At 73.9% G+C, this 22,596-nt stretch carries 24 protein-coding genes and 1 pseudogene; 6 read left to right on the forward strand and 19 right to left on the reverse strand.

Annotated elements, in window-relative coordinates:
• Positions 1-122 precede the first annotated feature (122 nt).
• The 3 genes from ACFYU0_RS17430 to ACFYU0_RS17440 form a co-directional block, all read right to left on the reverse strand.
• On the reverse strand, positions 123-1,400 hold the full coding sequence (locus tag ACFYU0_RS17430; protein ID WP_389301960.1) for an MBL fold metallo-hydrolase: 1,278 nt from the start codon (positions 1,398-1,400) through the stop codon (positions 123-125).
• The gene (locus ACFYU0_RS17435; protein WP_389301963.1) at positions 1,397-2,653 is read right to left on the reverse strand and encodes an aminotransferase class I/II-fold pyridoxal phosphate-dependent enzyme; all 1,257 of its coding nucleotides are present in this window, start codon (positions 2,651-2,653) and stop codon (positions 1,397-1,399) included. The genes ACFYU0_RS17430 and ACFYU0_RS17435 overlap by 4 nt, the downstream gene beginning before the upstream one ends.
• A gap of 216 nt (positions 2,654-2,869) precedes the next feature.
• Positions 2,870-3,562 carry a hypothetical protein gene (locus ACFYU0_RS17440; RefSeq protein ID WP_389301966.1) on the reverse strand — a complete coding sequence of 231 codons (693 nt, stop codon included), beginning with the start codon at positions 3,560-3,562 and terminating at the stop codon, positions 2,870-2,872.
• Between the two features lie 254 nt (positions 3,563-3,816).
• Here ACFYU0_RS17440 and ACFYU0_RS17445 point away from each other — a divergent pair, with 254 nt between their 5' ends.
• The 4 genes from ACFYU0_RS17445 to ACFYU0_RS17460 all read left to right on the forward strand — a co-directional run bounded on the left by ACFYU0_RS17445 (position 3,817) and on the right by ACFYU0_RS17460 (position 7,283).
• Complete coding sequence (locus ACFYU0_RS17445) at positions 3,817-5,610, forward strand: thiamine pyrophosphate-requiring protein (RefSeq protein WP_351668992.1); 1,794 nt, start codon at positions 3,817-3,819, stop codon at positions 5,608-5,610.
• A 93-nt stretch (positions 5,611-5,703) separates the two neighbouring features.
• Positions 5,704-6,081 (forward strand): DUF2795 domain-containing protein, encoded by a 378-nt coding sequence (locus ACFYU0_RS17450; RefSeq protein WP_351668994.1) that lies wholly within the window; start codon positions 5,704-5,706, stop codon positions 6,079-6,081.
• A complete protein-coding gene (locus tag ACFYU0_RS17455) occupies positions 6,078-6,734 on the forward strand; it encodes a diguanylate cyclase (protein WP_389301971.1) in 657 nt (218 codons plus the stop codon). Before ACFYU0_RS17450 ends, ACFYU0_RS17455 begins: the two co-directional genes overlap by 4 nt.
• 6 nt (positions 6,735-6,740) lie before the next feature.
• Complete coding sequence (locus ACFYU0_RS17460; RefSeq protein WP_351668998.1) at positions 6,741-7,283, forward strand: type 1 glutamine amidotransferase domain-containing protein; 543 nt, start codon at positions 6,741-6,743, stop codon at positions 7,281-7,283.
• A gap of 69 nt (positions 7,284-7,352) precedes the next feature.
• On the opposite strand, the gene ACFYU0_RS17465 is transcribed toward ACFYU0_RS17460, so the two are convergent.
• The 3 genes and pseudogenes from ACFYU0_RS17465 to ACFYU0_RS17475 all read right to left on the reverse strand — a co-directional run bounded on the left by ACFYU0_RS17465 (position 7,353) and on the right by ACFYU0_RS17475 (position 10,075).
• Complete coding sequence (locus ACFYU0_RS17465; protein ID WP_351669089.1) at positions 7,353-7,610, reverse strand: DUF6158 family protein; 258 nt, start codon at positions 7,608-7,610, stop codon at positions 7,353-7,355.
• 149 nt (positions 7,611-7,759) lie between these two features.
• Positions 7,760-9,377, reverse strand: a pseudogene (locus tag ACFYU0_RS17470) (ABC-F family ATP-binding cassette domain-containing protein).
• A gap of 44 nt (positions 9,378-9,421) precedes the next feature.
• Positions 9,422-10,075, reverse strand: a complete 654-nt coding sequence (locus ACFYU0_RS17475; RefSeq protein WP_389301974.1) for a histidine phosphatase family protein — start codon at positions 10,073-10,075, stop codon at positions 9,422-9,424.
• 104 nt (positions 10,076-10,179) lie between these two features.
• On the opposite strand from ACFYU0_RS17475, the gene ACFYU0_RS17480 reads away from it, so the two are divergent.
• The gene (locus ACFYU0_RS17480; RefSeq protein WP_351669004.1) at positions 10,180-11,664 is read left to right on the forward strand and encodes a phosphatase PAP2 family protein; all 1,485 of its coding nucleotides are present in this window, start codon (positions 10,180-10,182) and stop codon (positions 11,662-11,664) included.
• Between the two features lie 154 nt (positions 11,665-11,818).
• Positions 11,819-12,640: a class I SAM-dependent methyltransferase gene (locus ACFYU0_RS17485; RefSeq protein WP_389301977.1), complete on the forward strand. Its 822-nt coding sequence runs from the start codon at positions 11,819-11,821 to the stop codon at positions 12,638-12,640.
• Positions 12,641-12,674: 34 nt separating this feature from the next.
• Here ACFYU0_RS17485 and ACFYU0_RS17490 read toward each other — a convergent pair whose 3' ends face one another.
• The 13 genes from ACFYU0_RS17490 to ACFYU0_RS17550 all read right to left on the reverse strand — a co-directional run bounded on the left by ACFYU0_RS17490 (position 12,675) and on the right by ACFYU0_RS17550 (position 22,412).
• Entirely contained in the window at positions 12,675-12,962 is a 288-nt protein-coding gene (locus ACFYU0_RS17490; protein ID WP_351669008.1) for a gas vesicle protein K, read from the reverse strand.
• Positions 12,959-13,147 carry a gas vesicle protein gene (locus ACFYU0_RS17495; RefSeq protein WP_143638825.1) on the reverse strand — a complete coding sequence of 63 codons (189 nt, stop codon included), beginning with the start codon at positions 13,145-13,147 and terminating at the stop codon, positions 12,959-12,961. Before ACFYU0_RS17495 ends, ACFYU0_RS17490 begins: the two co-directional genes overlap by 4 nt.
• A complete protein-coding gene (locus ACFYU0_RS17500) occupies positions 13,144-13,902 on the reverse strand; it encodes a GvpL/GvpF family gas vesicle protein (RefSeq protein ID WP_389301981.1) in 759 nt (252 codons plus the stop codon). Before ACFYU0_RS17500 ends, ACFYU0_RS17495 begins: the two co-directional genes overlap by 4 nt.
• Complete coding sequence (locus tag ACFYU0_RS17505) at positions 13,899-14,243, reverse strand: gas vesicle protein GvpJ (protein ID WP_199212706.1); 345 nt, start codon at positions 14,241-14,243, stop codon at positions 13,899-13,901. The genes ACFYU0_RS17500 and ACFYU0_RS17505 overlap by 4 nt, the downstream gene beginning before the upstream one ends.
• Positions 14,240-15,457, reverse strand: a complete 1,218-nt coding sequence (locus ACFYU0_RS17510) for an SRPBCC family protein (protein WP_389301985.1) — start codon at positions 15,455-15,457, stop codon at positions 14,240-14,242. Before ACFYU0_RS17510 ends, ACFYU0_RS17505 begins: the two co-directional genes overlap by 4 nt.
• Positions 15,454-16,056: a DNA primase gene (locus tag ACFYU0_RS17515; RefSeq protein ID WP_389301988.1), complete on the reverse strand. Its 603-nt coding sequence runs from the start codon at positions 16,054-16,056 to the stop codon at positions 15,454-15,456. Before ACFYU0_RS17515 ends, ACFYU0_RS17510 begins: the two co-directional genes overlap by 4 nt.
• Positions 16,056-16,316 (reverse strand): gas vesicle protein GvpG, encoded by a 261-nt coding sequence (locus tag ACFYU0_RS17520; protein WP_351669017.1) that lies wholly within the window; start codon positions 16,314-16,316, stop codon positions 16,056-16,058. The genes ACFYU0_RS17515 and ACFYU0_RS17520 overlap by 1 nt, the downstream gene beginning before the upstream one ends.
• A gap of 34 nt (positions 16,317-16,350) precedes the next feature.
• Positions 16,351-17,121 carry a GvpL/GvpF family gas vesicle protein gene (locus tag ACFYU0_RS17525; RefSeq protein ID WP_351669019.1) on the reverse strand — a complete coding sequence of 257 codons (771 nt, stop codon included), beginning with the start codon at positions 17,119-17,121 and terminating at the stop codon, positions 16,351-16,353.
• Positions 17,118-17,549, reverse strand: coding sequence for a gas vesicle structural protein GvpA (locus ACFYU0_RS17530; protein WP_389301991.1), 432 nt, complete (start codon positions 17,547-17,549; stop codon positions 17,118-17,120). The genes ACFYU0_RS17525 and ACFYU0_RS17530 overlap by 4 nt, the downstream gene beginning before the upstream one ends.
• Positions 17,550-17,620: 71 nt before the next feature.
• Positions 17,621-17,995 carry a gas vesicle protein gene (locus ACFYU0_RS17535; protein ID WP_351669023.1) on the reverse strand — a complete coding sequence of 125 codons (375 nt, stop codon included), beginning with the start codon at positions 17,993-17,995 and terminating at the stop codon, positions 17,621-17,623.
• 123 nt (positions 17,996-18,118) lie between these two features.
• Positions 18,119-19,078: a non-homologous end-joining DNA ligase gene (ligD, locus tag ACFYU0_RS17540; protein WP_389301994.1), complete on the reverse strand. Its 960-nt coding sequence runs from the start codon at positions 19,076-19,078 to the stop codon at positions 18,119-18,121.
• Entirely contained in the window at positions 19,075-20,922 is a 1,848-nt protein-coding gene (locus ACFYU0_RS17545; protein ID WP_351669027.1) for a transketolase, read from the reverse strand. Before ACFYU0_RS17545 ends, ligD begins: the two co-directional genes overlap by 4 nt.
• A complete protein-coding gene (locus tag ACFYU0_RS17550; RefSeq protein ID WP_389301998.1) occupies positions 20,919-22,412 on the reverse strand; it encodes an NAD(P)/FAD-dependent oxidoreductase in 1,494 nt (497 codons plus the stop codon). The genes ACFYU0_RS17545 and ACFYU0_RS17550 overlap by 4 nt, the downstream gene beginning before the upstream one ends.
• Between the last annotated feature and the right edge of the window lie 184 nt (positions 22,413-22,596).

Consider the following 22,596-nt stretch of genomic DNA (forward strand, 5'->3'; position numbering starts at 1 on the left):
GCCTTCGGCCGGGGGGACCCCCAGAGCACGCACCGGACGCCGCGACGCCCGCCCTGCGGGCGAACGACGCGACTTTGCGGACACGACCTAGCCGGCGGGCGCCGGCCACGGGCGGGCCGGGCTCACTCGAGCACGCGCGAACCCCCCACCGGGAGGTCCCACAGGTCCTCGCGCTCCAGACCCGCCTTCTCCCAGGCCGCGCGCACCCGGGTCAGCGGCTCCAGGACCGGCTCGGCCGACAGCACGAACGTGCCCCAGTGCATCGGGGCCATTCTGCGCGCCCCCAGGTCCAGGGTGGCCCGTACCGCCTCCTCCGGGTCGCAGTGGACGTCGCTGAGCCACCAGCGGGGGTCGTAGGCGCCGATGGGCATCAGGGCGAGGTCGATCCCCGGGTAGCGGCGGCCTATGCGGGAGAACCAGTGGCCGTAACCGGTGTCGCCGGCGAAGTAGAGGCGCTGTCCGTCCGGGTCGGTGAGGACCCAGCCGCCCCAGAGGCTGTGGCAGGTGTCGGTGAGGGTGCGCTTGGACCAGTGGTGCGCGGGCACGAAGTCGAAGCGGACGCCGGACAGTTCGGCGCCCTCCCACCAGTCCAGCTCGGTGACGCGGGTGAACCGGCGCCGCTGGAACCAGCGGCCGAGACCGGCGGGCACGAACACCGGGACGTCGCGCGGGAGACGGCTCAGGGTGGGGGCGTCCAGGTGGTCGTAGTGGTTGTGGCTGATGACGACCGCGTCGACGCGCCGCAGGTCCTCCCAGGGGACGCCGACCGGCGTGATGCGGGCCGGGGTGCCGAGGATGCGCCGGGACCACACCGGGTCGGTCAGGACGGTCAGCCCGCCGGCCCGGACGATCCAGCTCGCGTGCCCCGCCCAGGTGACGGCGAGGGTGCCGGCGCCCACGCTCGGCAGCGGGCCGGGGGCGTACGGGACACGGCGGACGTCGGCGAGGCCCTCGGGCCCGGGGCGCACGGAGCCCTCGCGGGCGAAGCGGGCGAGCGCCTTGAGGCCGGGCAGGGGCGCGGTGAGCCGGTCGTGGAAGGTACGCGGCCACACCCGGCGCTCGCCCAGCGGCCGGGGCTCGGCGAGCGGCGGGAACGGGGGCGCGAGCGGGGTGCGGGGCGCGCGGGCGCCGGTCGCGCGCCCCGCCGGGTCCGCCGCGGCCGGGGCGGTTCTGGTGGGCGTGGCGGCAGCCGTGCCGGCGGAGGTTGCGGAGGGCGTGGCGGTCGCCGTGTCGGCAGAGGTTACGGAGGGCGTGGCGGTCGCCGGGTCGGCGGGGGCCGCCGAGGGCGTGGCGGTCGCCGTGCCGGCGGAGGTTGCGGAGGGCGTGGCGGTCGCCGTGCCGGCGGAGGCCGTCAGGGACGTCGTGGCGGTGGACCCGGGCTCATGCGTCTGCTGCGTCATCGAGGAGGCTCCCGTCGCTGAGCGTCGTCGCGGAGGCCGTCGAAGGCCGACCTCAAGGAGATCAACGCCTGGTGCACGTGTGGCAGTTCCAACGGTGAGGGTGACGTGAGGGATTCCGTGCGTTCCTCGTCCGCGCCGCCCAGCAGGGGCCCCGTGGCGAGCCGCACCCGCAGCTCGCCGAGGGCGTCGCCGAAGCGGTGGCCGCCGGGCGCGGGCATGCCGAGCCGGGCGGTGAGGAAGTCCTCGAGTTCCTGTGCGTCCGTCACGCCCCGGCGGGCGAGCGCGTCGCCGAGCGGCGCGAGGTCGGCGTACAGGTGGCGGCCGGCCTGCGGTGGCCGGGCGAGCGCGCCGGCCGAGACGACCGCGGCGTGCGCGGCGGCGGCCACGCGCGCGTGCAGGCGTACGGCGGCCTCGCGGCGCTCTGTGACGGGCGCGGGCTCGTCCAGGGCGTATCCGGCCGCGGCGGCGACGGGCGCGGCGACCCGGGCGTCGAGGGCGGTGAGGATGTCGAGCACGCGCGCGTGGAGCCGCTCCCCCGCCGCTCCGGAGGGCACGCGCGCGACGGCGGCGGGCCAGCCGGGCGGCAGCAGGGCGCCGGCCAGGTCGGTGACGACGGTGACCCGGTCGGGCAGCATCTCGGCCGGGCTGAGCAGGACGGTGCCGTGCGGGTCGTGCAGCGTGTCGCGCCAGGTCTCGTCGCTGACCAGGTGCAGGCCCTCGGCGACGGCCGCCTCGACGGTCTCGTGCAGCAGTTCGGGCGGGGCGACGGTGGCGGTGGGGTCGTCGGCGACGGACAGCACCAGCAGCCGGGGATCGCCGCCCTCGGCGCGGACCCGGCGCACGGTCTCCAGCAGGGCGTAGAGGTCGGGGACGCCGCCGCTCTCGGCCGGGGTGGGCACGTGGAACACGGGTCTGCCGAGCAGCCGGGCGTAGGGCGCCCACCAGGCGGCGCAGGGGCGGGGCACCAGCACGTCGCCGCCGTCCCCGGCGAGCGCGGCGGTCACGGCGAGCAGCAGGGCGGGGGCGCCGGGGCCCGCGGCCACCCGGTCGGGAACGCAGGCCAGGCCGCGCCGGGTCCAGTAGCCGCAGGCCGCCTCCAGCAGGGCGGGGGAACCGCCGACCGGCTGGGCCTCGGCGCGGCCCGCCGCGGCGGCGAGGACGGCGGCGAGTTCCGGCAGCACGGGCAGGCCGTCGCCGGGCAGTGGGGGCCCGTAGCGGACGGGACCGTGCCCCTCCGGGTCCGTGCGCCGCATGTCCGCCTCCGCGCTGTCGTGGTGCCGTCCGCCGGTCCGTACGGTCCGTGCTCTCCTCCGCCGGCCGTCACCACCGGCTCTCCGGCGGCTCCGGTGGGGCGGGCCGGGCGTCCGGGGCCCGCGGACGGTGCCCTCGGCTGGGTGTGTACCCGCCGGACGGCCCGCCATGACGGGTGATCGCGGTCGTTCCCGTCACAGTGCCGGGCCGGCCCGGCGTCAGCCGCCCGCCGTCCGTCGGCGGCCCAGGAGCCGGTAGCCCGCGCCGGCGCAGGCGGCGGCGATCAGCACACCGCCCGCGACCAGGGCCGGTACCGAGTCGCCGAAGGCGCCTCCCTGTCCCGCCTGCACCCCGTGCTCCACCTGCGCCGGCGGGCAGTCGTCGTTCCCGCCGGACGCCCGGCAGCCGTCCGAGCCGCCGTCCTCACACGCCTCCGCCTTATCGCACCCCTGGCCCTGCCCCTGCCCCTGACTCTGACCCTGACCCTGACCCTGGCTCTGACCCTGCCCCTCGCCCTCGACCTGTCCGTCGCCTTGCTCCTGTCCCTGCCACAGTCCGTCTGCCGTGCTCAGCCCCTGCTGCTGGTCCGCCAGCCCCTGGTCCTCCCCCAGCGCCTCTCCGTCCGGGTCCGCCTCCCCCGGTACCAGGGTCTGGCCGAACTCCTGCTGCGGCGCCGGGGTCTGCCGCCCGTCCACCGAGGGGCACACCCCTCCGGGGACGGCGCCCGCGCCGGTGCCGCCGACGCAGGGCGCGGGCACCGTCACCGGACCGGGCACGGTGAGCGGGGCCTCGGACCGCACGGGTCCGGGGCTCTCGACGGCCCCGGAATCCGCGGACGCGGCCGGCCCGGTCATGACGAGCGCGGCGCCGGCCAGGACGGCGACGGACAGGGCACGGGCGGTGCGGCGCATGGGACGGGCTCCTCGGCGAAACGGGGTCGGCGGTCGGCGGGGCACGGCTGGTGCCCTCGACTGCCATCAGAGCCCGCCCGGCGCCGTACCGCGCGCGGCCGGACCCCATTCGCAGGACCCCGGAGGGCCGGGCGGGTGACGCTTCCCGCCGGCCCCCAAGCCCGCGCCCGCGACAGGTTTTCGGCACCCGCCGCAGGTCACTCGGCAGGTAGTGAACGGATGTCCGTCACCAACCGCACCGGGAGGACCCCTCCATGAGCAGCAAGGTCTCCGACCACATCCTCGAGCGGCTGCGCGCCTGGGGCGTGGAACAGGTCTTCGGCTATCCCGGAGACGGCATCAACGGGCTGCTCGCCGCCTGGGGCCGGGCGGAGGACCGGCCCCGCTTCATCCAGTCCCGCCACGAGGAGATGTCCGCCTTCGAGGCGGTCGGGTACGCCAAGTTCAGCGGCCGGATCGGGGTGTGCGCGGCCACCTCGGGGCCCGGCGCGATCCACCTGCTGAACGGCCTGTACGACGCCAAGCTGGACCACGTCCCGGTGCTGGCGATCGTCGGCCAGACCAACCGGACCGCGATCGGCGGCTCCTACCAGCAGGAAGTCGATCTGCACACGCTGTACAAGGACGTCGCCTCGGAGTTCGTCGAGACGGTGATGGTGCCCGAGCAGCTGCCGAACGTGCTGGACCGGGCGATCCGCACCGCCTACGCCCGGCGCTGCCCCACGGCGATCATCATCCCGGGCGACGTGCAGGAACTGGACTACTCGCCGCCGACGCACGAGTTCAAGATGGTGCCGTCCAGCCTGGGGATGAGCGACTACACCTCGACCCCGACGGACGACGCGCTGCGCCGGGCGGCGGACGTCCTGAACGCCGGCGACAAGCCGGCGATCCTGATCGGGCAGGGCGCCGCCGGCGCGGTCGCGGAGGTGCGGGAGATCGCCGAACTGCTCGGCGCGGGCGTGGCCAAGGCGCTGCTCGGCAAGGACGTCCTCAGCGACGAGCTGCCGTACGTCACCGGGCCGATCGGGCTGCTGGGCAGCAGGCCGTCGTACGAGCTGATGCGGGACTGCGACACGCTGCTGACCATCGGTTCCTCGTTCCCGTACACGCAGTTCATGCCGGAGTTCGGCAAGGCGCGCGGGGTGCAGATCGACATCGACCCGCACATGGTCGGCATGCGTTACCCGTACGAGGTGAACCTCGTGGGCGACGCCCGGGCCACGCTGCGGCGGCTGATCCCGCTGCTGGAAACCGACCGGGGCGGACGCGAGTGGCACGACACCGTGTGCGACAACGTCAAGCGCTGGCACGACACGATGGAGCGGCGGGCCGGTCTGACGGCCGACCCGATCAACCCCGAGTACGTGGCGCGGGCGCTCGACCCGCTGCTGCCGGACGACGTGATCCTCACGTCGGACTCCGGTTCGGTCGCCAACTGGTACGCGCGGCACATCACGATGCGGCCGGGCATGCGCGGTTCGCTGTCCGGGACGCTCGCGACGATGGGCCCGGGCGTGCCCTACGCGATCGGCGCCAAGTTCGCCCATCCGGACCGGCCGGTGGTCGCGCTGGTCGGTGACGGCGCGATGCAGATGAACGGGCTGGCGGAGATGATCACCGCTGCCAAGTACCGCGACCGCTGGTCCGATCCGCGGCTGGTGGTGGGCGTCTGGAACAACCGCGACCTGAACCAGGTGACGTGGGAGATGCGCGCGATGGAGGGCTCCCCGTCGTTCCTTCCGTCGCAGGAGATCCCCGACGTGCAGTACGCGGCGTTCGCCCGCACCCTCGGCCTGACCGGGATCCGGGTGGAGAAGCCCGAGGAGGTCGAGTCGGCCTGGCGCGCGGCGCTGGAGGCCGACGGTCCGGCCGTGGTCGAGTTCGTCACCGACCCCGCCGTACCGCCCATCCCGCCGCACGCCTCGTGGGAGCAGATGGAGGCGACGGCCAAGTCGATCCTGAAGGGGGACGCCGACCGGGGATCGATGATCAAGCGGGGGCTGAAGGCAAAGGTGCAGGAGTTCCTGCCGGGTGACAAGAAGTGACCGGGACAGACGGTCACGAAGTGCCGGGAAGCCCGTGTCGGCCGGCGGCCGGCGGGTACGCGGTGCGGACCTTCGACCCTCTGGAGGGAGAACATGCAGCGAGGCAGTGACCGACTGAGCGTCCACCGGGACGACGAGATGAAACACGAGCTGCAGGGCCTGCTCAGGTCCGGGCGCCCGACGCGCACCGAGGAGTGGCACGACCCGGAGCCCACCGCGGACGACGACCCGGAGGTGTGGGCCGGGCCCGTGGCGCCGGGGCAGTCGGGCGCGTCGCTGGAGAAGGTGCGGCTTGAGCTGGCGCGGCACCTGGGACGGCACGCCTTCCCGGCCAGCGCGGGTGAGCTGGCGCGGGCGCTGCGCCGCGGCAACGCCCCCGGGGCGATGATCGACGCGGTGGCGGGACTGAGCCGCTCGAACCGCTACGAGAACGTGCAGCAACTGGCCGAGGCGCTGGTGGGCGGCGCATGAGCCAGGGCCAGGCGGCCGAGATCGCCGCGAGTGGCGCCACCGGCGACGTCGGCGACGCCACGACGCGGTTCCTGCTGTACGGGCTGCTGCCCGGCTGGTTCGTGCCGGGACTGGCCGACTGGGCGATGCACCGGCGCACCCGGATCGAGGACACCGCGGGGACGAAGGAGTCCCTGATCCATTCGCTGATGATGGCGGAGATCGGCATGCCCATCGTGCTGACCCTGCGCTACGAGATCAACCCGCTGCTGCTGTCCCTGCAACTGGGCGCGGCGGCGGTGCACGAGGCGACCGCGCTGTGGGACGTCCGTACGGCGGTGGACAGCGACCGCGAGGTCAGGCCCGTCGAGCAGCACATCCACAGCTTCCTGGAGTCGCTCCCGTTCGGCGCGCTGACCTCGCTGATGTGCCTGCACGCCGACCAGGTGCGCTCGCTGCTGCGGCGCGGCCGCGGCGACCCGGACGCCTGGCGTCTGGTGCGGCGCCGGCGCCCGCTGTCGGCGGGCTATCTGGCCGGCGTCGGCCTCGCGGTCGGCGCGTGCGTGCTGCTGCCGTACGGCGAGGAACTGCTGCGCTGCCGGCGGGCGGCCGGGGCGAGGAAGCGGCGCGCCCGGGCCGAGAAGGCCGTTTTCGGTGTTACGGAAGGAAAGTGAGGCAAGATGCGTATCGCGTTTCTGGTGGCTCCCGAGGGTGTCGAGCAGGTCGAGCTGACCGAGCCGTGGAAGGCCGCCTCCGACGGCGGGCACGAGCCGGTGCTGGTGTCGACCGCGTCCGGCAAGATCCAGGCGTTCAACCATCTGGACAAGGCCGACACGTTCCCCGTGGACGAGGTGGTCGGCGAGACGTCGGCCAACGGGTTCGGCGCGCTCGTGCTGCCCGGCGGGGTCGCCAACCCGGACTTCCTGCGGATGGACGACAAGGCCGTCGGGTTCGTCAAGGAGTTCTTCGAGCAGGGCAAGCCGGTCGCCGCGATCTGCCACGCGCCGTGGACGCTGGTCGAGGCGGACGTCGTGCGGGGCCGGGAGCTGACCTCGTGGCCCAGCCTGCGGACCGACATCCGCAACGCGGGCGGCACCTGGGTCGACGAGCAGGTCAAGATCTGCGACCACGGCTCCAACAAGCTGGTGACCAGCCGCAAGCCGGACGACCTGAAGGCGTTCTGCGACGCGTTCCTGCACGTGTTCGCCGGTGAGGCGGGCTGAGCCCGTCACCCGCCCGGAACGTGGGAGGGCCGGCCCGTACGGGCCGGCCCTCCCACGCGGTCGTGAGGATCAGGTGCCGGAGGCGCCCGGGGTCACCGTCTCGCCGCAGCAGCGCTCACGGGCGCCCTCGCGGGTGCGGCCCGCGCTCACCAGGCGGCGCGGGTTGCGGCGCAGGTACTCGCCCTCGAGCTGCGCCATCCGCTCGTTGTGGGCCCGCAGCGCGTCGTTGGAGCCGTACAGCAGGGTGTCGTGGCGCGTGCGGTGGATCGTCTCCAGCTCTTTCATGAGCTGCTGGTCGTCCAGTCGGCTGGGCTCGACTCCGGTCATGGTGGTGCCCCGCTCGTCGTGGTCGTCTCTGCGGTCCGGGTACCCGTCCGGACGCGCCGCACCCGGGGTTTCCGGGAGGAAGCCGGGGATCCGGCGTTCCTGCCTCCACTGTACGAACATCCCGGCCGCCGGGCCTGTCGCATACGTCCTCAGCGGGCGCGCTCCACCCGGCGCTCGTCCCAGACCGGCTCGGAGGTCTCGCGGACGCGGCCGTCGCTGCCGAACACCAGGAACCGGTCGAAGGAGCGGGCGAACCAGCGGTCGTGGGTGACCGCGAGGACGGTGCCCTCGAACGCCTCCAGGCCTTCCTGGAGCGCCTCGGCGGACTCCAGGTCGAGGTTGTCGGTGGGCTCGTCCAGCAGCAGGGCGGTAACACCCTCCAGTTCCAGCAGCAGGATCTGGAAGCGGGCCTGCTGGCCGCCGGAGAGCCGGTCGAAGGACTGCTCCGCCTGGCCGGTCAGCTCGTAGCGGCGCAGCCGTGACATGGCGGCGCCCCGGTCCTGGGCGTGCTCCTTCCAGAGGATGTCCAGCAGGGTGCGGCCGGCGAGTTCGGGGTGGGCGTGGGTCTGCGCGAAGTGGCCGGGCACCACCCGGGCGCCGAGCTTCCACTGACCCGTGTGGGCCACCTCCTGGCCGGCCAGGAGCCGCAGGAAGTGCGACTTGCCGGAGCCGTTGGAGCCGAGCACGGCGACCCGCTCGCCGTAGAAGACCTCCAGGTCGAAGGGCTTCATCAGGCCGGTCAGTTCGAGACCGGCGCAGGTGACGGCGCGCACGCCGGTACGGCCGCCCTTCAGGCGCATCCTGATGTCCTGTTCGCGCGGCGGCTCGGGCGGCGGTCCGGCCTCCTCGAACTTGCGCAGCCTGGTCTGCGCGGCCTGGTAGCGGGAGGCCATCTCGTGGCTGACGGAGGCGGCCTGGCGGAGGTTGATCACGAGCTTCTTGAGCTGGGCGTGCTTCTCGTCCCAGCGGCGGCGCAGCTCCTCGAAGCGGGCGAAGCGCTCGCGGCGCGCGTCGTGGTAGGTGGCGAAGCCGCCGCCGTGCACCCAGGCGTCGGCGCCGGCCGGGCCCGGTTCCACGGAGACGATCCGCTCGGCGGCGCGGGCGAGGAGTTCCCGGTCGTGGGAGACGAACAGCACCGTCTTGCGGGTCTCCCGCAGCTGCTCCTCAAGCCAGCGCTTGCCGGGCACGTCGAGGTAGTTGTCCGGCTCGTCCAGCAGCAGCACCTCGTCGGTGCCGCGCAGCAGCGCCTCCAGGACGAGGCGTTTCTGCTCGCCGCCGGAGAGGGTGCGCACCTGCCGCCACTGGGCCCGCTCGTACGGCATGCCGAGGGCCGCGGTGGTGCACATGTCCCACAGCGTCTCGGCCTCGTAGCCGCGTGCCTCGGCCCAGTCGGAGGGCCTGCGCGTAGCCGAGCTGGGCGGCCTCGTCGTCGACGGTCATGATGGCGTGCTCGGCCCGGTCGACGGCCCGCGCCACCTCGCGGATACGGGGCGGGGCGACGGAGACGAGCAGGTCGCGCACGGTCGTCTCGTCCCGTACGGAGCCGACGAACTGGCGCATCACGCCGAGGCCGCCGCTGACGGTCACCGTGCCGCCGTGCGGTTTCAGCTCTCCGGAGATCAGCCGGAGCAGCGTCGTCTTGCCGGCGCCGTTGGGGCCGACCAGGGCGACGGCCGCCCCCTCGCCGACCCGGAAGGAGACATCGCCGAGCAGCGTCCTGCCGTCGGGGAGGTGGTACTCGAGGTGCGCGGCTTCCAGATGTCCCATGAGGAGGCATTCTGTGGGCCGCCCGGGGGCCGGGGCAAACCGTTTTATCCGGCGTCCACCGGTTCGCCCGCCGGGCCGCCCTCCCCGGCCGGTTCCACCGCCGCGCCCTCCCAGGCCAGCGCCTTCCACCCGTCGGACGGCGAACCCTCCAGGACGACGACGCCGGTGTTGCGCAGGGGGCGGGCCGCCGCGTACGCGACGTCCACGTTGCCGGCCCGGGCCGCGGTCCACAGGCGGATCGCGGCGCCGTGGCTGATCATGGCGACGGTCGCCGCGCCGCCGGCGGCAGCCTCGGCGACCACGGCGTCGTACCGGGCGAGGGTCTCCTCGCCGTTCTCCCCGCCGGGGATGCGCGGCGCGGTGTCCCCGGCGGCCCAGGCGAACACCGTGCGCAGGTAGCGGGCGCCCAGCGGGGAGTCGCCCGGCAGCATCTCCAGGTCGCCGGCGGTCACCTCGCGGATGCCGTCCCGGACGATCGGCTCCAGGCCCCGGGCGGCGGCCAGCGGGGCCGCGGTCAGCCGGGTGCGCAGCAGGGTGGAGACGTAGACGGCCTCGATGTCCTCGTCCGCGAGCGCCCGGGGCAGTTCGGCGGCCTGCCGCTCGCCGAGCGGGGTGAGCCCCGGGCCGGGTACGGCGGTGTCCAGCAGCCGGTCCACGTTGGACGGGGTCTGGCCGTGGCGAACCAGGAGCAGGCGCATCCGGGTCGTCTCCTCACGCGCCCGTCGGACGGACCGGTGACAGCGGGCCGGTGACCGGCGTGTCCGGGCACAAGAAGCGGGCACTTCAGGGTAACCGGACCCGTATGAGCCCAGACGTCGACCTCACTGTCCCGAGGCCCCGCCTCCGCACCCTGTCCAAGCTGCTCGAGTACGACTGCCGGCTGTTCGAGCTGGCGGCCAGCCGGCACTGGCCCGGCGCCGAGCGGGTGCTGCCCCGGCTGAGCCGGAGCGCCAACCACGGGGTGCTGTGGTTCGCGACGGCCGCGGCGATCGCGGCGAGCCGGTCGCCGCGGGCCCGGCGGGCCGCCACCCGGGGCGTGGCCTCGCTGAGCGTGGCCTCGCTGGCCATCAACACCCTCGGCAAGCGGTCGGTGCGCCGGGCCCGGCCGGTGCTGGACTCGGTGCCGCTGTCGCGGCAGCTCAAGCGGCAGCCGATCACCACCTCCTTCCCGTCCGGTCACGCCGCATCGGCGGCCGCCTTCGCCACCGGCGTCGCGCTGGAGTCGCCGCGGTGGGGTGCGGCGGTGGCGCCGCTGGCGTTCTCCGTGGCCATGTCCCGGGTCTACACGGGCGTGCACTATCCGAGCGACGTGCTGGCGGGGGCGGCGCTGGGCGCGGGCGCCGCGCTGGCCGTACGGGGCCTGGTCCCGACCCGGACCCAGGTGGCGCCCCCGCCGCGGCCCCGGACCGAGGCGCCGGCGCTGATCGACGGCGAAGGCCTGGTGCTGGTCGCCAACCGCGCCTCGGGCACCTCCGACCGGGTGCGGGTGCTGCACGAGGCGCTGCCCGGGGCGGAGATCGTGGAGTGCGCGCCGGAGGACGTGAAGGCGGAGCTGGAGAAGGCCGCCGCGCGGGCGCGGGTGCTCGGGGTGTGCGGGGGCGACGGGACGGTGAACACGGCGGCCGGGGTGGCCCTGCGGCGCGGTCTGCCGCTGGCGGTGCTGCCCGGCGGCACGCTCAACCACTTCGCGTACGACCTCGGGGTGGAGGACGAGCGGACCCTGGCCGACGCCGTCCGGGCGGGCGAGGCCGTGCGGGTGGACGTCGGCCGGTTCGTGGCGGGCGATCACGAGGGGCTGTTCCTGAACACCTTCAGCCTGGGCGTCTACCCGGAGCTGGTGCGGGAGCGGGAGCGCTGGTCGTCCCGGATCGGCGGCTGGCCGGCCGGAATGCTCGGCGCGATGAAGGTGCTGCGCGCCGACCGGCACCCGCTGACGGTGGAACTGCGCGGCAAGCGCCACCCCCTGTGGCTGCTGTTCGTCGGCAACGGCGTCTACCACCGGATGGGTCTCGCCCCCGGACGCCGGACCGACCTGGCGGACGGGCTGCTGGACGTGCGGGTGGTGCACGGCACCCGCAGGCCCGCGCTGCGTCTGCTGGCGGCGGCCGCCGCCGGCCCCCTCACCCGGTCCCCGGCGCACGCGGCGGTCCAGGTGAACCGGCTGCGGCTGACCGGCCTCGCCCCCGGGACGCCCCTGGCGTACGACGGCGAGGTGATCGAGGTGGGCGGGGACGTGCTGGTGGAGAAGCTGCCCGAGGCGCTGACGGTGTACCGGCCGCTGTCCTGACCGCCGGCCCGGGCCGGTGACGCCGCACGGGCTGGTCCGTATGGTGAAACACGGGTCTCATCATTCGGCACGGGCGCGTACCGTTCGGCGTACCGCGCGACGGGGTCTCGGGCCCGCCGCCGGTGACGTCGTCGAGGGGCGAAGGGGCAAAGCCATGCCGGAAGCGCAGGACACCGCCGTCTACACGCACGGGCACCACGAGTCGGTGCTGCGGTCGCACACCTGGCGGACCGCCGCCAACTCCGCCGCCTACCTGCTCGGCGTGCTCAGACCCCATATGCGGGTCCTGGACATCGGCTGCGGCCCCGGCACCATCACCGCCGACCTGGCCGCGCTGGTTCCCGAGGGCCATGTCACCGGCGCCGACCGGGCCCCCGCGATCCTGGAGAGGGCCCGGGCGACCGCCGAGGCGCGCGGTCTGGCCAACGTGGACTTCACGGTCGCCGACGTCCACGCCCTGGACTTCCCCGACGACACGTTCTGCGTGGTCCACGCCCACCAGGTGCTCCAGCACGTGGGCGATCCGGTGGCGGCGCTGCGCGAGATGCACCGGGTGACGAAGCCCGGCGGGTACATCGCGGTGCGCGACGCCGACTACGCGGCGATGACCTGGTACCCCGCGCTGCCCGGCCTGGACGACTGGCTCGACCTGTACGAGGCGGTGGCCCGGGCCAACGGCGGGGAGCCGGACGCCGGCCGGCGGCTGCGGGCCTGGGCGCTGGCAGCCGGCCTGACGGACGTCACGGCGACCTCGAGCACCTGGACGTTCGCCACGCCGGAGGAACGGAACTGGTGGAGCGGGCTGTGGGCCGACCGCACGGTGGACTCGGACTACGCCGACCGGGCCGTGCGGGGCGGGCACGCCACCCCGGAGCGGCTGCGCGCCGCGGCGGCGGCCTGGCGGGACTGGGGCCGGCGGGAGGACGCCTGGTTCGGCGTCCTGCACGGCGAGATCCTCTGCCGCAAGGCGGCCTGAACCGCGGCCCCGGGCGATCCCGGGGCCGCGCGGATCAGTGCCGGGGCAGCAGCGGGCCCAGCGGCCCGAGGTCCAGGTTCAGGTCCTCGGGCCGCAGCCCGTAGCGGTCCCGGAGCTCGGCCATCCGCTCCTCCAGGAGCATCAGGGTGAGCCCGATGCGCTCCTCCTGGTCCTCGGTCAGCTCGCCGGTGTCGAAGCGGCGCACCGCCTGCCGCTCCATGAGCTGGCGCAGCAGTTCCACCACGGTCAGCACCAGTTTGACCAGGTCGCGTTCGACCGTGTCGGGCTCCAGGTCGAGCCGCTTGCGGGCGGGGGCGGTCACAGCAACTCCTCGAAGGGTGAGGGCACCGTCTCGTTCACGGAGCTGATCAGCGCGTTGAGATCGATGCGGACGAGGTCGACGTCGGCGATCCGCAGCGTCAGGTCCCCGGTGATGACGACCCCGCCGGCGAGCAGCCGGTCCAGCAGGTCCACCAGTGCGATCTCACGTCGCTCCACGACGGTCACGCTTCCTCCCCACTGAACGAGTACGCGGCCCAGGGACCGGTGAGCTCCACCCGGATGCCGGGCGTCTCGTCCTTGGTCCGGTCCACCAGCTCCACGAACTCCTCGCAGCTCTCGCGGGGCACCAGGTAGGCCGCGTTGAGCACGTTCTGACCCGACGCGCCCGACAGCGCGGAGTTCTGCGCGGGATGCATCCGGAAGTCCTCGGACTGCCGGCTGAGGCGCTCGTGCAGGGACTGCGCGAACGACTCCGCCCGCTGCCACCTCTCCTCGTGCGCCTCGCTGTGCCGCCGGCGGCTGCGCAGGTAGTCGCGGCCGCTGGCCGGTTTCGCCGCCGGCGCGGCGGCGGACTCGGCGGGCTCGGACTCCACGAACACCTTCACGCCCCACTCCACCCGGCCCTCGAGCCGGTCGAGGGCGCGCCGGAAGTCGTCCTCGCGGGCCTCGATCATCGCCCGGATGCCGCTGTCGTCCCGGAACACGGTCGCGAGACGCAGAGGCAGCGGGGTGGTGACCGTGCTGAGCGCGGCGATCACGCCCTGGTGGGCGCGGGCGGTGGCGCTCAGCCAGTCCAGGTCCTCCAGACGGGCCCGCAGCCCCTGCTCGTCGAAGTCCGCCTCCGGCACCGAGCTGACGACCGCGACCAGCCCGTGGTGGTGCAGCAGCGCCGGCGGTGCGCCCCCGATGCCGGTCAGCTCGGCCTGCAGGGGCGCGTCGAGCGGGCGGCAGACCGCGTAGACGTAGCGCAGTGCGCTCATGGGGCCTCTTCCTCCGTCGGCACGCTGCCGGGCGCCAGTTCCTGGAGTCGTTCGAGCCGCTCCCTGAGCTCGGCGTTCTCCTTCGCCAGCTCGTTCTGGCGGGCGCGGGACGACAGCGCGGGATCGGTCTCCCACCAGTCGATGCCCATCTCCTTGGCCTTGTCGACCGAGGCCACGACCAGCCGGAGCTTGATGGTGAGGAGTTCGATGTCGAGCAGGTTGATCTTGATGTCGCCGGCGATGACGACACCCTTGTCGAGCACCCGTTCCAGGATGTCGGCGAGGTTGGCCCCGCCGCCGCTCTGGCCGTAGGGCTCGGGGAACCGGCTGGCAGTCGTCATCGACGGCTCCTGCCTCCGGAGTACTCAGGCTCCTCCTCGGGCTCCTCTTCGGGCTCCTCCTCCTCGGGCTCCTCCTCGTACTCGTCCTCGTACGGGCCCTCCTGCTCGTCCTCGTACCCCTCCTCCTCGGGCTCGCCCTCGGCCTCGTCCTCGTAGGGCTCTTCGCCCTCCTCGTCCTCGGCGGCGGGCTCCTGCCCCTCCTCGCCCTCTTCGTCCTCCTCGTCCTCGGCGGCGGGCTCCTGCTCCTCGCCCTCTTCGCCCTCTTCCTCCTCGGACTCCGCGGACTCCTCGGGCTCCTCGCCCTCCTCGGGCTCCTCCTGCCCGTTCTCCTCCTGCTCGGACTCCTCCTCTTCCACCGCGTCCTCGTGGCTGCGGACGACCTCGCCGTCGCGGATCTCCCCGCGCCAGCCGTCCTCCGCCTCGCCCTTGAGCGTGATGTGACGGGCGAAGTTCTTGAAGTCGAGCCGGACCCGGCGGCCCTGGGCGCGCCAGATGTTGCCCGTCTTCTCGAAGAGGCCGCTCGGGTAGTACTCCATGACCAGGAGGATGCGGGTGAGGTTCTCGTCGAGCCGGTGGAAGGTGACGACGCCCTTGGTGGTGCCCTTGGCGCCCTCCGACGACCACTGGATCTTGTAGTCAGGGACCTGCTCGACGGTGTGCGCCTTCCAGCTCCGGCTGGACCAGAAGATCTTGGCCTGCCAGTCGGAGTGCGTGTCGTCGGCGCGGCTCGCGCTCTTCACGCCCTTGGCGAAGGTGCTGAAGTCCTGGTACTGGGTCCACTGGTCGTAGGCGGTGCGCACCGGCACGCCGACGTCGACGGACTCGATGATGACGGTGGGCTTGTTGCCCCCGCCCTTCTTGCCCTTGCTCTTGCCGCCCCCGAGGCCCTTCAGCTTGCCCATGACGGTGTCCTTGGCGTGCGAGGCCCCGAGTTCCAGCGCGGAGCGCAGCGGGCCCTTGCCCTCGGTGACCTTGCGGCCGGCGTCCAGGGCGAGCTTGGCGAAGCCCGGACTGTTGCCCTCGGCGATGTCGTTGAGCTTCCCCGTGGTCTCGCCCAGCTTGCGGCCGAAGCCGGTCAGCAGCTTCTGCGCCTGGGCGCCCAGGTATTCCTGGACCTCCTCCTTGAGGCGGTCCGCCGCCTCGCTGTGTGCCAGATCGGACAGCGGGTTGCTCTTGGCCGCTCCGCCCGCGGCCTTGCCGACGGTCTCGGTCATCGGTCATCGCCGCCCTTCGACTGCCCGGACCGGCCGCCGCCGGCCGAGGCCGTCTTCTTCGTGGCCGTTCTGCGGGCAGCGCCCGCCTTCTTGGCGGCCGTGCTCTTCGCCGCGGCCTTCTTCGCGGGCGCCTTCTTGGCCGGCGCCTTCTTGGCGGCCTTCTTCGCGGGCGCCTCGCGGCGGGGCCGCTCGTCCTCCTGCTCGGCGGAGTCCTCGGGGCCCCCCTCGTCCTCCTCCTCGTTCTCCTCCGGCTCCTCCCGCTCGGAGCCCTTGCCGGGCACCACGCCGGAGAGCTGGTCGCGCACCGCGTTGGTACGGCCGTGCAGCCGGTCGGCGAGGGCGTTCATCTGCCGCTCGGCCATGGCTCCGGTGGCGGCCTTGCCGACGCCGCGTAGATCCTGCCGGAGCTGGTCCCCGATCTCCTTGAACTGCGGGTTGTCACGAAGCTGCTGGCTCAGCAGGTCCGCCACGGCCCGCGGAGTGAGGTTCAGCTTCTTCCCGGCCACCACGGAGCCGACGGCGAGAGCCAGTTTGAGCTTCTTGGTGCGTCCCAGCATGTAGCCGGCCCCTATCGCGAGGCCGAGTCCCGTTCGATTCATCACGTCGTCCCGTTGCCAGTGGTTTCGCCGGAGCGCAGGGCGGTCTCCAGCCGGTCGAGCAGTTCGTCCTCGCGGCGGTCGAACTCCTCCTCGCTGATCTCGCCTGCCTCCAGTTGCTCCTCCAGGCGGGCGAGTTCGGCCCGTACGGTGGCGGGGTCGTAGTAGATGCGCTCCGCCTCGCGGTACACCTGCTCGATCGCCCATCCGGCGCCGCGGACCGGTGCGAACGGCAGCAGCAGCACCTCGCTGATCAGTCCCACGATGTCCCTCCTTTCCGTTCGGGCCGAGCCGCCGTTACTGCGCTCCCGCGTCGGCGCCGGCCGTGCTGTCCGCGGGCGCGGCGGGGCCGGGCTCCACGAAGCTGTACGGCGGGAGTGGTCCGTTGACCCGCAGATCGAGATGGGGGTGGCTGGTGCGGACCTGCTCGACCGCGGCCAGGAACTCCTCGGCCGTGTCCCGGGGCACCAGGAACGACAGGTTGACCAGCCAGCCGGTGGACTCGGGGCCCACGCTCAGTGCGGAGCCGGCCGTTTCGAGGGCGGCGCGCACCTCGGCCGCGTCCTCGGCCTCCTTGTCCTTGACCGCCGCCGCGACCATCTCGCCGAGCCGGATCTTGTCGTCGTAACTACCGCCGCCGGACTGCCGGTTGGCCTCGGCCAGGGAACGCACCTCAGCGTTCTCGGCCATCACGCGGTGCAGTACCGCCTCTTCGACGTGCGTGGCCTTGACGTTGTACTCGACCTTGCCGTCCAGCTCCCGCAGCCGCTCCTGGTAGTGCTGCGCGCGCTCGCCCAGCACCTGGGTGACGGAGTCGTCGTCGGGGGCGACGCTGCCGAACCGCATCGGCAGGATGCAGCCGGCCGCGCCGGTCTCGGCGAGCACGTTCTGGTGCGCGAGCAGGTCCCTGCGCTTGGGCCGCAGCCCCTCGGGCGCGTCGCTCACCACGGCCGCCAGGTCGCCGGCCGTCAGCACGCGCACCGGCATCGGCGGCTCGCCCACGCCGGACATGCCTTCGGGGAGCGCCGGGTGCGAACGGGCGGTGATGCCGTAGACGTAGGTGCTCACTCCGACTCCTCCTTACGCCGGGTCGCGGTCTTGCGGGCGCGCGGCCGGGACTCCCGCTGCCCCTCCTGGCCCTCGTCACGGGCCTGCTGGAAGGCGCCGGATATGGTCTCGGCGGCGCCGGACAGGGCGCCCTTGCTCTTGCCGCGGGCACCGGACTCGGTGACCTCGCCGACGATCTCGGGCAGGCCGGGGCTCTTGTTCGGACCCGACTCCAGGTCGAGGCGGTTGCACGCCTCGGCGAAGCGCAGGTACGTGTCGACGCTGGCCACGACGACGCGGACGTCGATCTTCAGGATCTCGATGCCGACCAGGGAGACACGGACGAACGCGTCGATCACGAGCCCCCTGTCCAGAACCAGTTCCAGCACGTCGTAGAGGCCGCTGCTGCCGCCTCCGCCGCCGCTCTGTTGTGCCGGTACAACGGTCATGCCGGCCATTCCTCCTTCTCGGTGATCGGACAAGCGGTGCGCCGGTGGTGCCGGGCGCGGAGGACGGGGGCTCAGCGGCCGCGCGCGTCCGCCCGTCCGCGTTCGTAGCGGCGGACGCGGCGATAGCCCGTGAGCTGCCCCTCCGCGTCCAGCTCCACCTGGTAACTCGCCATCAGGCTCATGGTGTCCGGGACCCGCTCGAGCTCCAGGACCTCCACGTCGAGCGACCATCCGTCCTCGGTCTGCTCGAAGGAGGACACCGACTCCGGCTGGAGCCCGGTCAGCTCGGCGAGCTGGGCGCGTGCCTCGCGCAGCACTTCCATGGGACGCGGCCGCCGGCCGGTGGCCGCGCCCTGCGGCGCGTCGTCGTCCGTCTGGGACGAGTTCTGCTTTTCCTGTGAATCCTGTGAGTCCTGTGACTGTTGAGTGTTCTTTGTGTTCGTCATGGCCACCTCTCCCCTGCGTGTGGCCGCTCATCCCTTGGCCAAACATTCCGGGGACGCGGGTTCTCGAAGCCGCAGGTGACAGACGGTGAACGCGGGCCCGGAACCGGTCAGGACCGGCCGTCGTCAGCCCTTCAGTCCCGCGAGGCGGCGCTGGGCGGGCCCGAGTGCGCGTCCCCGGCCCGGCAGTGCGGCCCACGGGTCCGTGCGGGCCTGGTCGGCGGCGTCGGCGATGGTCCAGCGGCGGGCGTGTACGCCCGGATCGGCCACCTGTTCCCAGCTTAGGGGCACCGCGACGGGCGCGCCGGGCAGAGCGCGGACGGTGTAGGGGGCCACGGCGGTCTGCGCGTAGCCGTTGCGCTGCACGTCCAGGTAGAGGCGATCGCCTCGGTCGCGCTTGCGGGCGGCGGTGGTGAGCCGGCCGGGGTGCTCGGCTGCCGCGAACTCGGCCACGTCATGGGCGAACCGGCGTACCTCGTCGAAGTCGTGGCGGCCGTCGAGCGGGACGACCAGGTGCAGCCCCCGCGAGCCCGTGGTCATCGGCGCCGCGGGCAGACCCAGCTCGTCCAGCAGCTCACGGAGCACGCCGGCCGCCTCCCGGACCGGGGCGAAGGTCTCCTCGGGGGCGGCGCTGGTCCCCGCGGGTGCCGGGGCCGGGTCGAGGTCGAAGACCAGCCGGTCGGGGTGGTCCGGACCGCCGGCCCGGTCGGTGCGGGAGAGCCAGCGGTGCAGGGTGAGGCAGGCCTGGTCGGCGAGGTACAGCAGGGTGGCGGTGTCGTCGCAGACGACGTGCGTCACCGTGCCGCCCTCCTTGGCGACCTCGGCCCGGGTGATCCAGTCCGGGTAGTGGTCGGGGGTGTTCTTCTGCATGAAGCGGGGGCCGTCGAGGCCGTCCGGATACCGTTCCAGCATCAGCGGACGGCCCCGCAGGTGCGGCAGCAGATACGGCGCGACAGACCGGAGGTACTCGGCGAGATCGTTCTTGGTGAAGCCCTCGGCGCCGCCCGGGAGGAGGACCTTCCCGGGCCGCCGGACGCGCACCGTGCGGCCGCCCACCCGTATCGTCCGCGTGTCGTCGTCGCTCATCCCACGACCGCCTCCTCGACCAGCAGCTTGGCCGCGGCCGCGATGCCCGTGGCGTCGATGCCGGCGGCGTGCAGCTGCTCGTCGGGCGCGGCCGAGCCCGGCATGGTGCGCACCGCGAGCCGGACCAGGCGGGGCACGGGCCGCCCGTCGGCGAACGCCTCGGCGACGGCGTCGCCGAGACCGCCCTCCTCGTGGTGGTCCTCGACGGTGAGCAGGCAGCCGGTCTCCTCGCCGGCCCGGCGCAGGGTCTCGCCGTCGACGGGCTTGACGGAGTACAGGTCGATCACGCGGATCTGGATGCCGTCCTGGGCGAGCCGGTCGGCGGCCGCCAGGGCCTCGTGCACGGTGACGCCGGCCGCGACGACGGTCAGCCGGTCCTGCTCACCGGAGCGCAGCACCTTGCTGCCGCCGACCGGGAACTCCTCCTCGGGGCCGTAGATCACCGGGCTCTTGCCACGCGAGGTGCGCAGGTAGCGGACGCCGTCGAGGCCGGCCATGGTGGCGATCAGCCTGGCCGTCTGGTTGGCGTCGCACGGGTACAGCACGGTCGAGCCGTACACGGACCGGAACAGCGCCAGGTCCTCCAGGCCCATCTGCGAGGGCCCGTCCTGCCCGATCGCCACGCCGGCGTGCGAGCCGACCAGGTTGATCCCGCTGCCGCTGATGGAGGCCATGCGGACGAAGTCGTGGGCGCGGCTGAGGAAGGCCGCGAACGTCGAGGCGTACGGCACCCAGCCGCGGGCCGCCATGCCGACGGCGGTGGCGACGAGCTGCTGTTCGGCGATGTAGCACTCGAAGAAGCGGTCGGGGTGCTCCTTCGCGAACACCTCGGTACGGGTGGAGTCGCCCACCTCGCCGTCCAGCGCGACTACGTCGCCGCGGGCGGCGCCGAGCGCGGCGAGGGCCTTGCCGAAGGCGTCCCGGGTGGCCACCTCCTCGCCCTTGTCGTACTGCGGCAGCCGGACCGCGTCGGTGCTGAGGGAGCGGAGGGCGGCCGCGGCGGCCGGCTCGCTGACCCGGACCTTCAGCTCGCGCGGTCCGCCCAGCTCGGCGATGGCCTCCTCGGCCTCGGGCAGCGGCTTGCCGTGCAGGCCCTCGCGGTCCTCGACGGCGGCGACGCCCTTGCCCTTGAGGGTGCGGGCGAGGATCACGGTGGGCTGTCCGGTCGTCGACAGTGCCTCGCCGTACGCGCGGTCGATGGCGTCGACGTCATGGCCGTCGATCTCGACGGTGTGCCAGCCGAAGGCCTGGAAACGGCGGGCGTAGGCGTCCAGGTCGTGGCCGTGCCGGGTCGGGCCGCGCTGGCCCAGCCGGTTGACGTCCACGACGGCCACGAGGTTGTCCAGGTTCTCGTACGCGGCGTGCTCGGCGGCCTCCCAGACGGAGCCCTCGGCCAGTTCGCTGTCCCCGCACAGCACCCACACGCGGTAGCCGGTGCGGTCCAGCCGCTGTCCGGCGAGCGCGATGCCCACGCCGACGGGCAGGCCCTGGCCGAGCGAGCCGGTGGCGGTCTCCACCCAGGGCAGCCGGCGCGGGGTCGGGTGCCCCTCCAGGCGGCTGCCGAGCTTGCGGAAGGTCAGCAGCTCGCCGTCCTCGATGGCGCCGGCCGCCTTGTAGGCGGCGTACAGCAGCGGCGAGGCATGGCCCTTGGAGAGCACGAAGCGGTCGTTGGCGGGGTGCTCGGGGCGCTCGAAGTCGTAGCGCAGGTGGTTGGCGAGCAGCACGGCCATCAGGTCGGCTGCGGACATCGACGAGGTGGGATGCCCGGATCCCGCCGCGGCGGCGGCCCGCACGCTGTCCACGCGCAACTGCTGGCCGAGTTCGGCGAGTTCGGCGGTGTTCATGAATCTCCTTCTGCTGCTTCGGGTGGGTCCGCGGGGGCCGCGGAGTCGGTGCGCCGGACGGGACCGGGGGCGGGACGGCCGGTGGGCGGTGCGGATGCGGGCCGGTCCGCCGCGCGGGGGTCCGCCTGCCGGCCGGCGGACGGTTCGCCGTCGTCGCCGTGTGCGCCGCCGCCCGGACGTCCGGGGCCGCCGGGTACCCGGGCCAGCTCGGGGGATGCCGTGTCGAGGGGGACCGACCAGGACCGCACGAGACCCAACTGCACGGTCTGGCGCGGAAGTACGGAGTCCAGCAGCCAGTCGGCGGCGACGCGCAGGCGGTTGCCGGGCAGTGCGGCCAGGTGGTAGCCGCGGGTGACCGCGGCGGCCGGCGGGCCGGACAGCGGGACGCCGAACGGGTTCGCCGCGGCCCGTACGCCGCCGAGGTCCACGGCGAAGCCGAGGTCGCGGTGGCGGTAGGCGCGCCGGCGGCGGCCGAGGCCGAGCGAGGCGGCCACGTTCTCGCCGGCCACCCTGCCCTGCCGCCAGGCGTGCTGGGCGGTCATCGGGGTGAACTCGCCGGGACGCTCCAGGTCCGGCACGGCCGCCGCGTCACCGCAGGCGAACACCTCGGTGCGGCCCGGCACCTGGAGGTACGGATCGACGATGAGCCGGCCCCGCTCCAGCGGCTGCCCGACGTCCTCGATCAGCGGATCGGGCCGGACCCCGACGCACCAGACCAGGGTCCGCGACGGCACGAACTCGCCGTCGGTGAGCAGGACGCCGTCGTGCGTGGCCTCCTTCACGGAGGTGCCCGTGCGGACGTCCACGCCGCGCGCCCGCAGCACCCGGTCCGCGGTGCGGGAGAGCCGTTCGTCCATCTCCGGCAGCACGCGCGGCGCGGTGTCCAGCAGGATCCAGCGGGGCCGGGCCCCACCGGGCAGGTCGCGGCGGGCCAGGTGGTCGGTGAGCATCCGCATCTGCGCGGCCACCTCGGTGCCGGTGTAGCCGGCGCCGACCACGACGAAGGTGCACCGCGCGGCGCGGACCTCCGGGTCGTCCTCCGTCGCGGCGAGTTCCACCTGCCGGGTGACGTGGTCGCGCAGGTACAGGGCCTCGGGCAGCCCGCGGAACCCGTGCGCGTGCTCGGCGACGCCGGGGATCGGCAACAGCTTGTTGACGCTGCCCACGGCCAGCACCAGCCGGTCGTAGCCGAGGGTCCCGGCGCGGTCCTCGGGGTCCCGGTAGTGGACGGTGCGCCGGTCGAAGTCGACCCGGCCGGCCTCGCCGAGCACCAGACGCACCCCGCGCAGGGTGCCGGGCAGCGAGACGGTGACCCTGCGGGCGTCCAGGATCCCGGCGGACACCTGGGGCAGCAGCGGCAGGTACAGGAAGTAGTCGGTCGGGTTGAGCAGGGTGATCAGGGCGCGGCCGCGGGTGATCCGGGCGAGGGTGCGGGCAGCCCGGTACCCGGCGAAGCCGGCGCCGACGATCACGACACGTGGTCGACTCACGGGTGTCCTTCCGGCGGTGTGGCTCCCTCCAGGCATTCCGCGTAGCCGGGGCCGTCGCACCCAAACGCCGCCCGGCTCACCCGGACGCCGGTCGCGCCCGCGTTTCGCCCGGACGGCGGCGGTTACCCGGCCCGGGTCCCGAAGCCCCCCACCAGTCGCGAATCCGGCCGTCCGGTCGCGCGGA

The organism is Streptomyces sp. NPDC003720 (assembly GCF_042875075.1).
In the GTDB taxonomy this organism is placed as follows: domain Bacteria; phylum Actinomycetota; class Actinomycetes; order Streptomycetales; family Streptomycetaceae; genus Streptomyces.

Coding starts and splice junctions, on each gene's coding strand:
- ACFYU0_RS17430 (WP_389301960.1), bottom strand. CDS start 1,400: ATGACGCAGCAGACGCATGAGCCCGGGTCCACCGCCACGACGTCCCTG.
- ACFYU0_RS17435 (WP_389301963.1), bottom strand. CDS start 2,653: ATGCGGCGCACGGACCCGGAGGGGCACGGTCCCGTCCGCTACGGGCCC.
- ACFYU0_RS17440 (WP_389301966.1), bottom strand. CDS start 3,562: ATGCGCCGCACCGCCCGTGCCCTGTCCGTCGCCGTCCTGGCCGGCGCC.
- ACFYU0_RS17445 (WP_351668992.1), top strand. CDS start 3,817: ATGAGCAGCAAGGTCTCCGACCACATCCTCGAGCGGCTGCGCGCCTGG.
- ACFYU0_RS17450 (WP_351668994.1), top strand. CDS start 5,704: ATGCAGCGAGGCAGTGACCGACTGAGCGTCCACCGGGACGACGAGATG.
- ACFYU0_RS17455 (WP_389301971.1), top strand. CDS start 6,078: ATGAGCCAGGGCCAGGCGGCCGAGATCGCCGCGAGTGGCGCCACCGGC.
- ACFYU0_RS17460 (WP_351668998.1), top strand. CDS start 6,741: ATGCGTATCGCGTTTCTGGTGGCTCCCGAGGGTGTCGAGCAGGTCGAG.
- ACFYU0_RS17465 (WP_351669089.1), bottom strand. CDS start 7,610: ATGACCGGAGTCGAGCCCAGCCGACTGGACGACCAGCAGCTCATGAAA.
- ACFYU0_RS17475 (WP_389301974.1), bottom strand. CDS start 10,075: ATGCGCCTGCTCCTGGTTCGCCACGGCCAGACCCCGTCCAACGTGGAC.
- ACFYU0_RS17480 (WP_351669004.1), top strand. CDS start 10,180: ATGAGCCCAGACGTCGACCTCACTGTCCCGAGGCCCCGCCTCCGCACC.
- ACFYU0_RS17485 (WP_389301977.1), top strand. CDS start 11,819: ATGCCGGAAGCGCAGGACACCGCCGTCTACACGCACGGGCACCACGAG.
- ACFYU0_RS17500 (WP_389301981.1), bottom strand. CDS start 13,902: ATGAGCGCACTGCGCTACGTCTACGCGGTCTGCCGCCCGCTCGACGCG.
- ACFYU0_RS17505 (WP_199212706.1), bottom strand. CDS start 14,243: ATGACGACTGCCAGCCGGTTCCCCGAGCCCTACGGCCAGAGCGGCGGC.
- ACFYU0_RS17510 (WP_389301985.1), bottom strand. CDS start 15,457: ATGACCGAGACCGTCGGCAAGGCCGCGGGCGGAGCGGCCAAGAGCAAC.
- ACFYU0_RS17515 (WP_389301988.1), bottom strand. CDS start 16,056: ATGAATCGAACGGGACTCGGCCTCGCGATAGGGGCCGGCTACATGCTG.
- ACFYU0_RS17530 (WP_389301991.1), bottom strand. CDS start 17,549: ATGACCGTTGTACCGGCACAACAGAGCGGCGGCGGAGGCGGCAGCAGC.
- ACFYU0_RS17535 (WP_351669023.1), bottom strand. CDS start 17,995: ATGACGAACACAAAGAACACTCAACAGTCACAGGACTCACAGGATTCA.
- ligD (WP_389301994.1), bottom strand. CDS start 19,078: ATGAGCGACGACGACACGCGGACGATACGGGTGGGCGGCCGCACGGTG.
- ACFYU0_RS17545 (WP_351669027.1), bottom strand. CDS start 20,922: ATGAACACCGCCGAACTCGCCGAACTCGGCCAGCAGTTGCGCGTGGAC.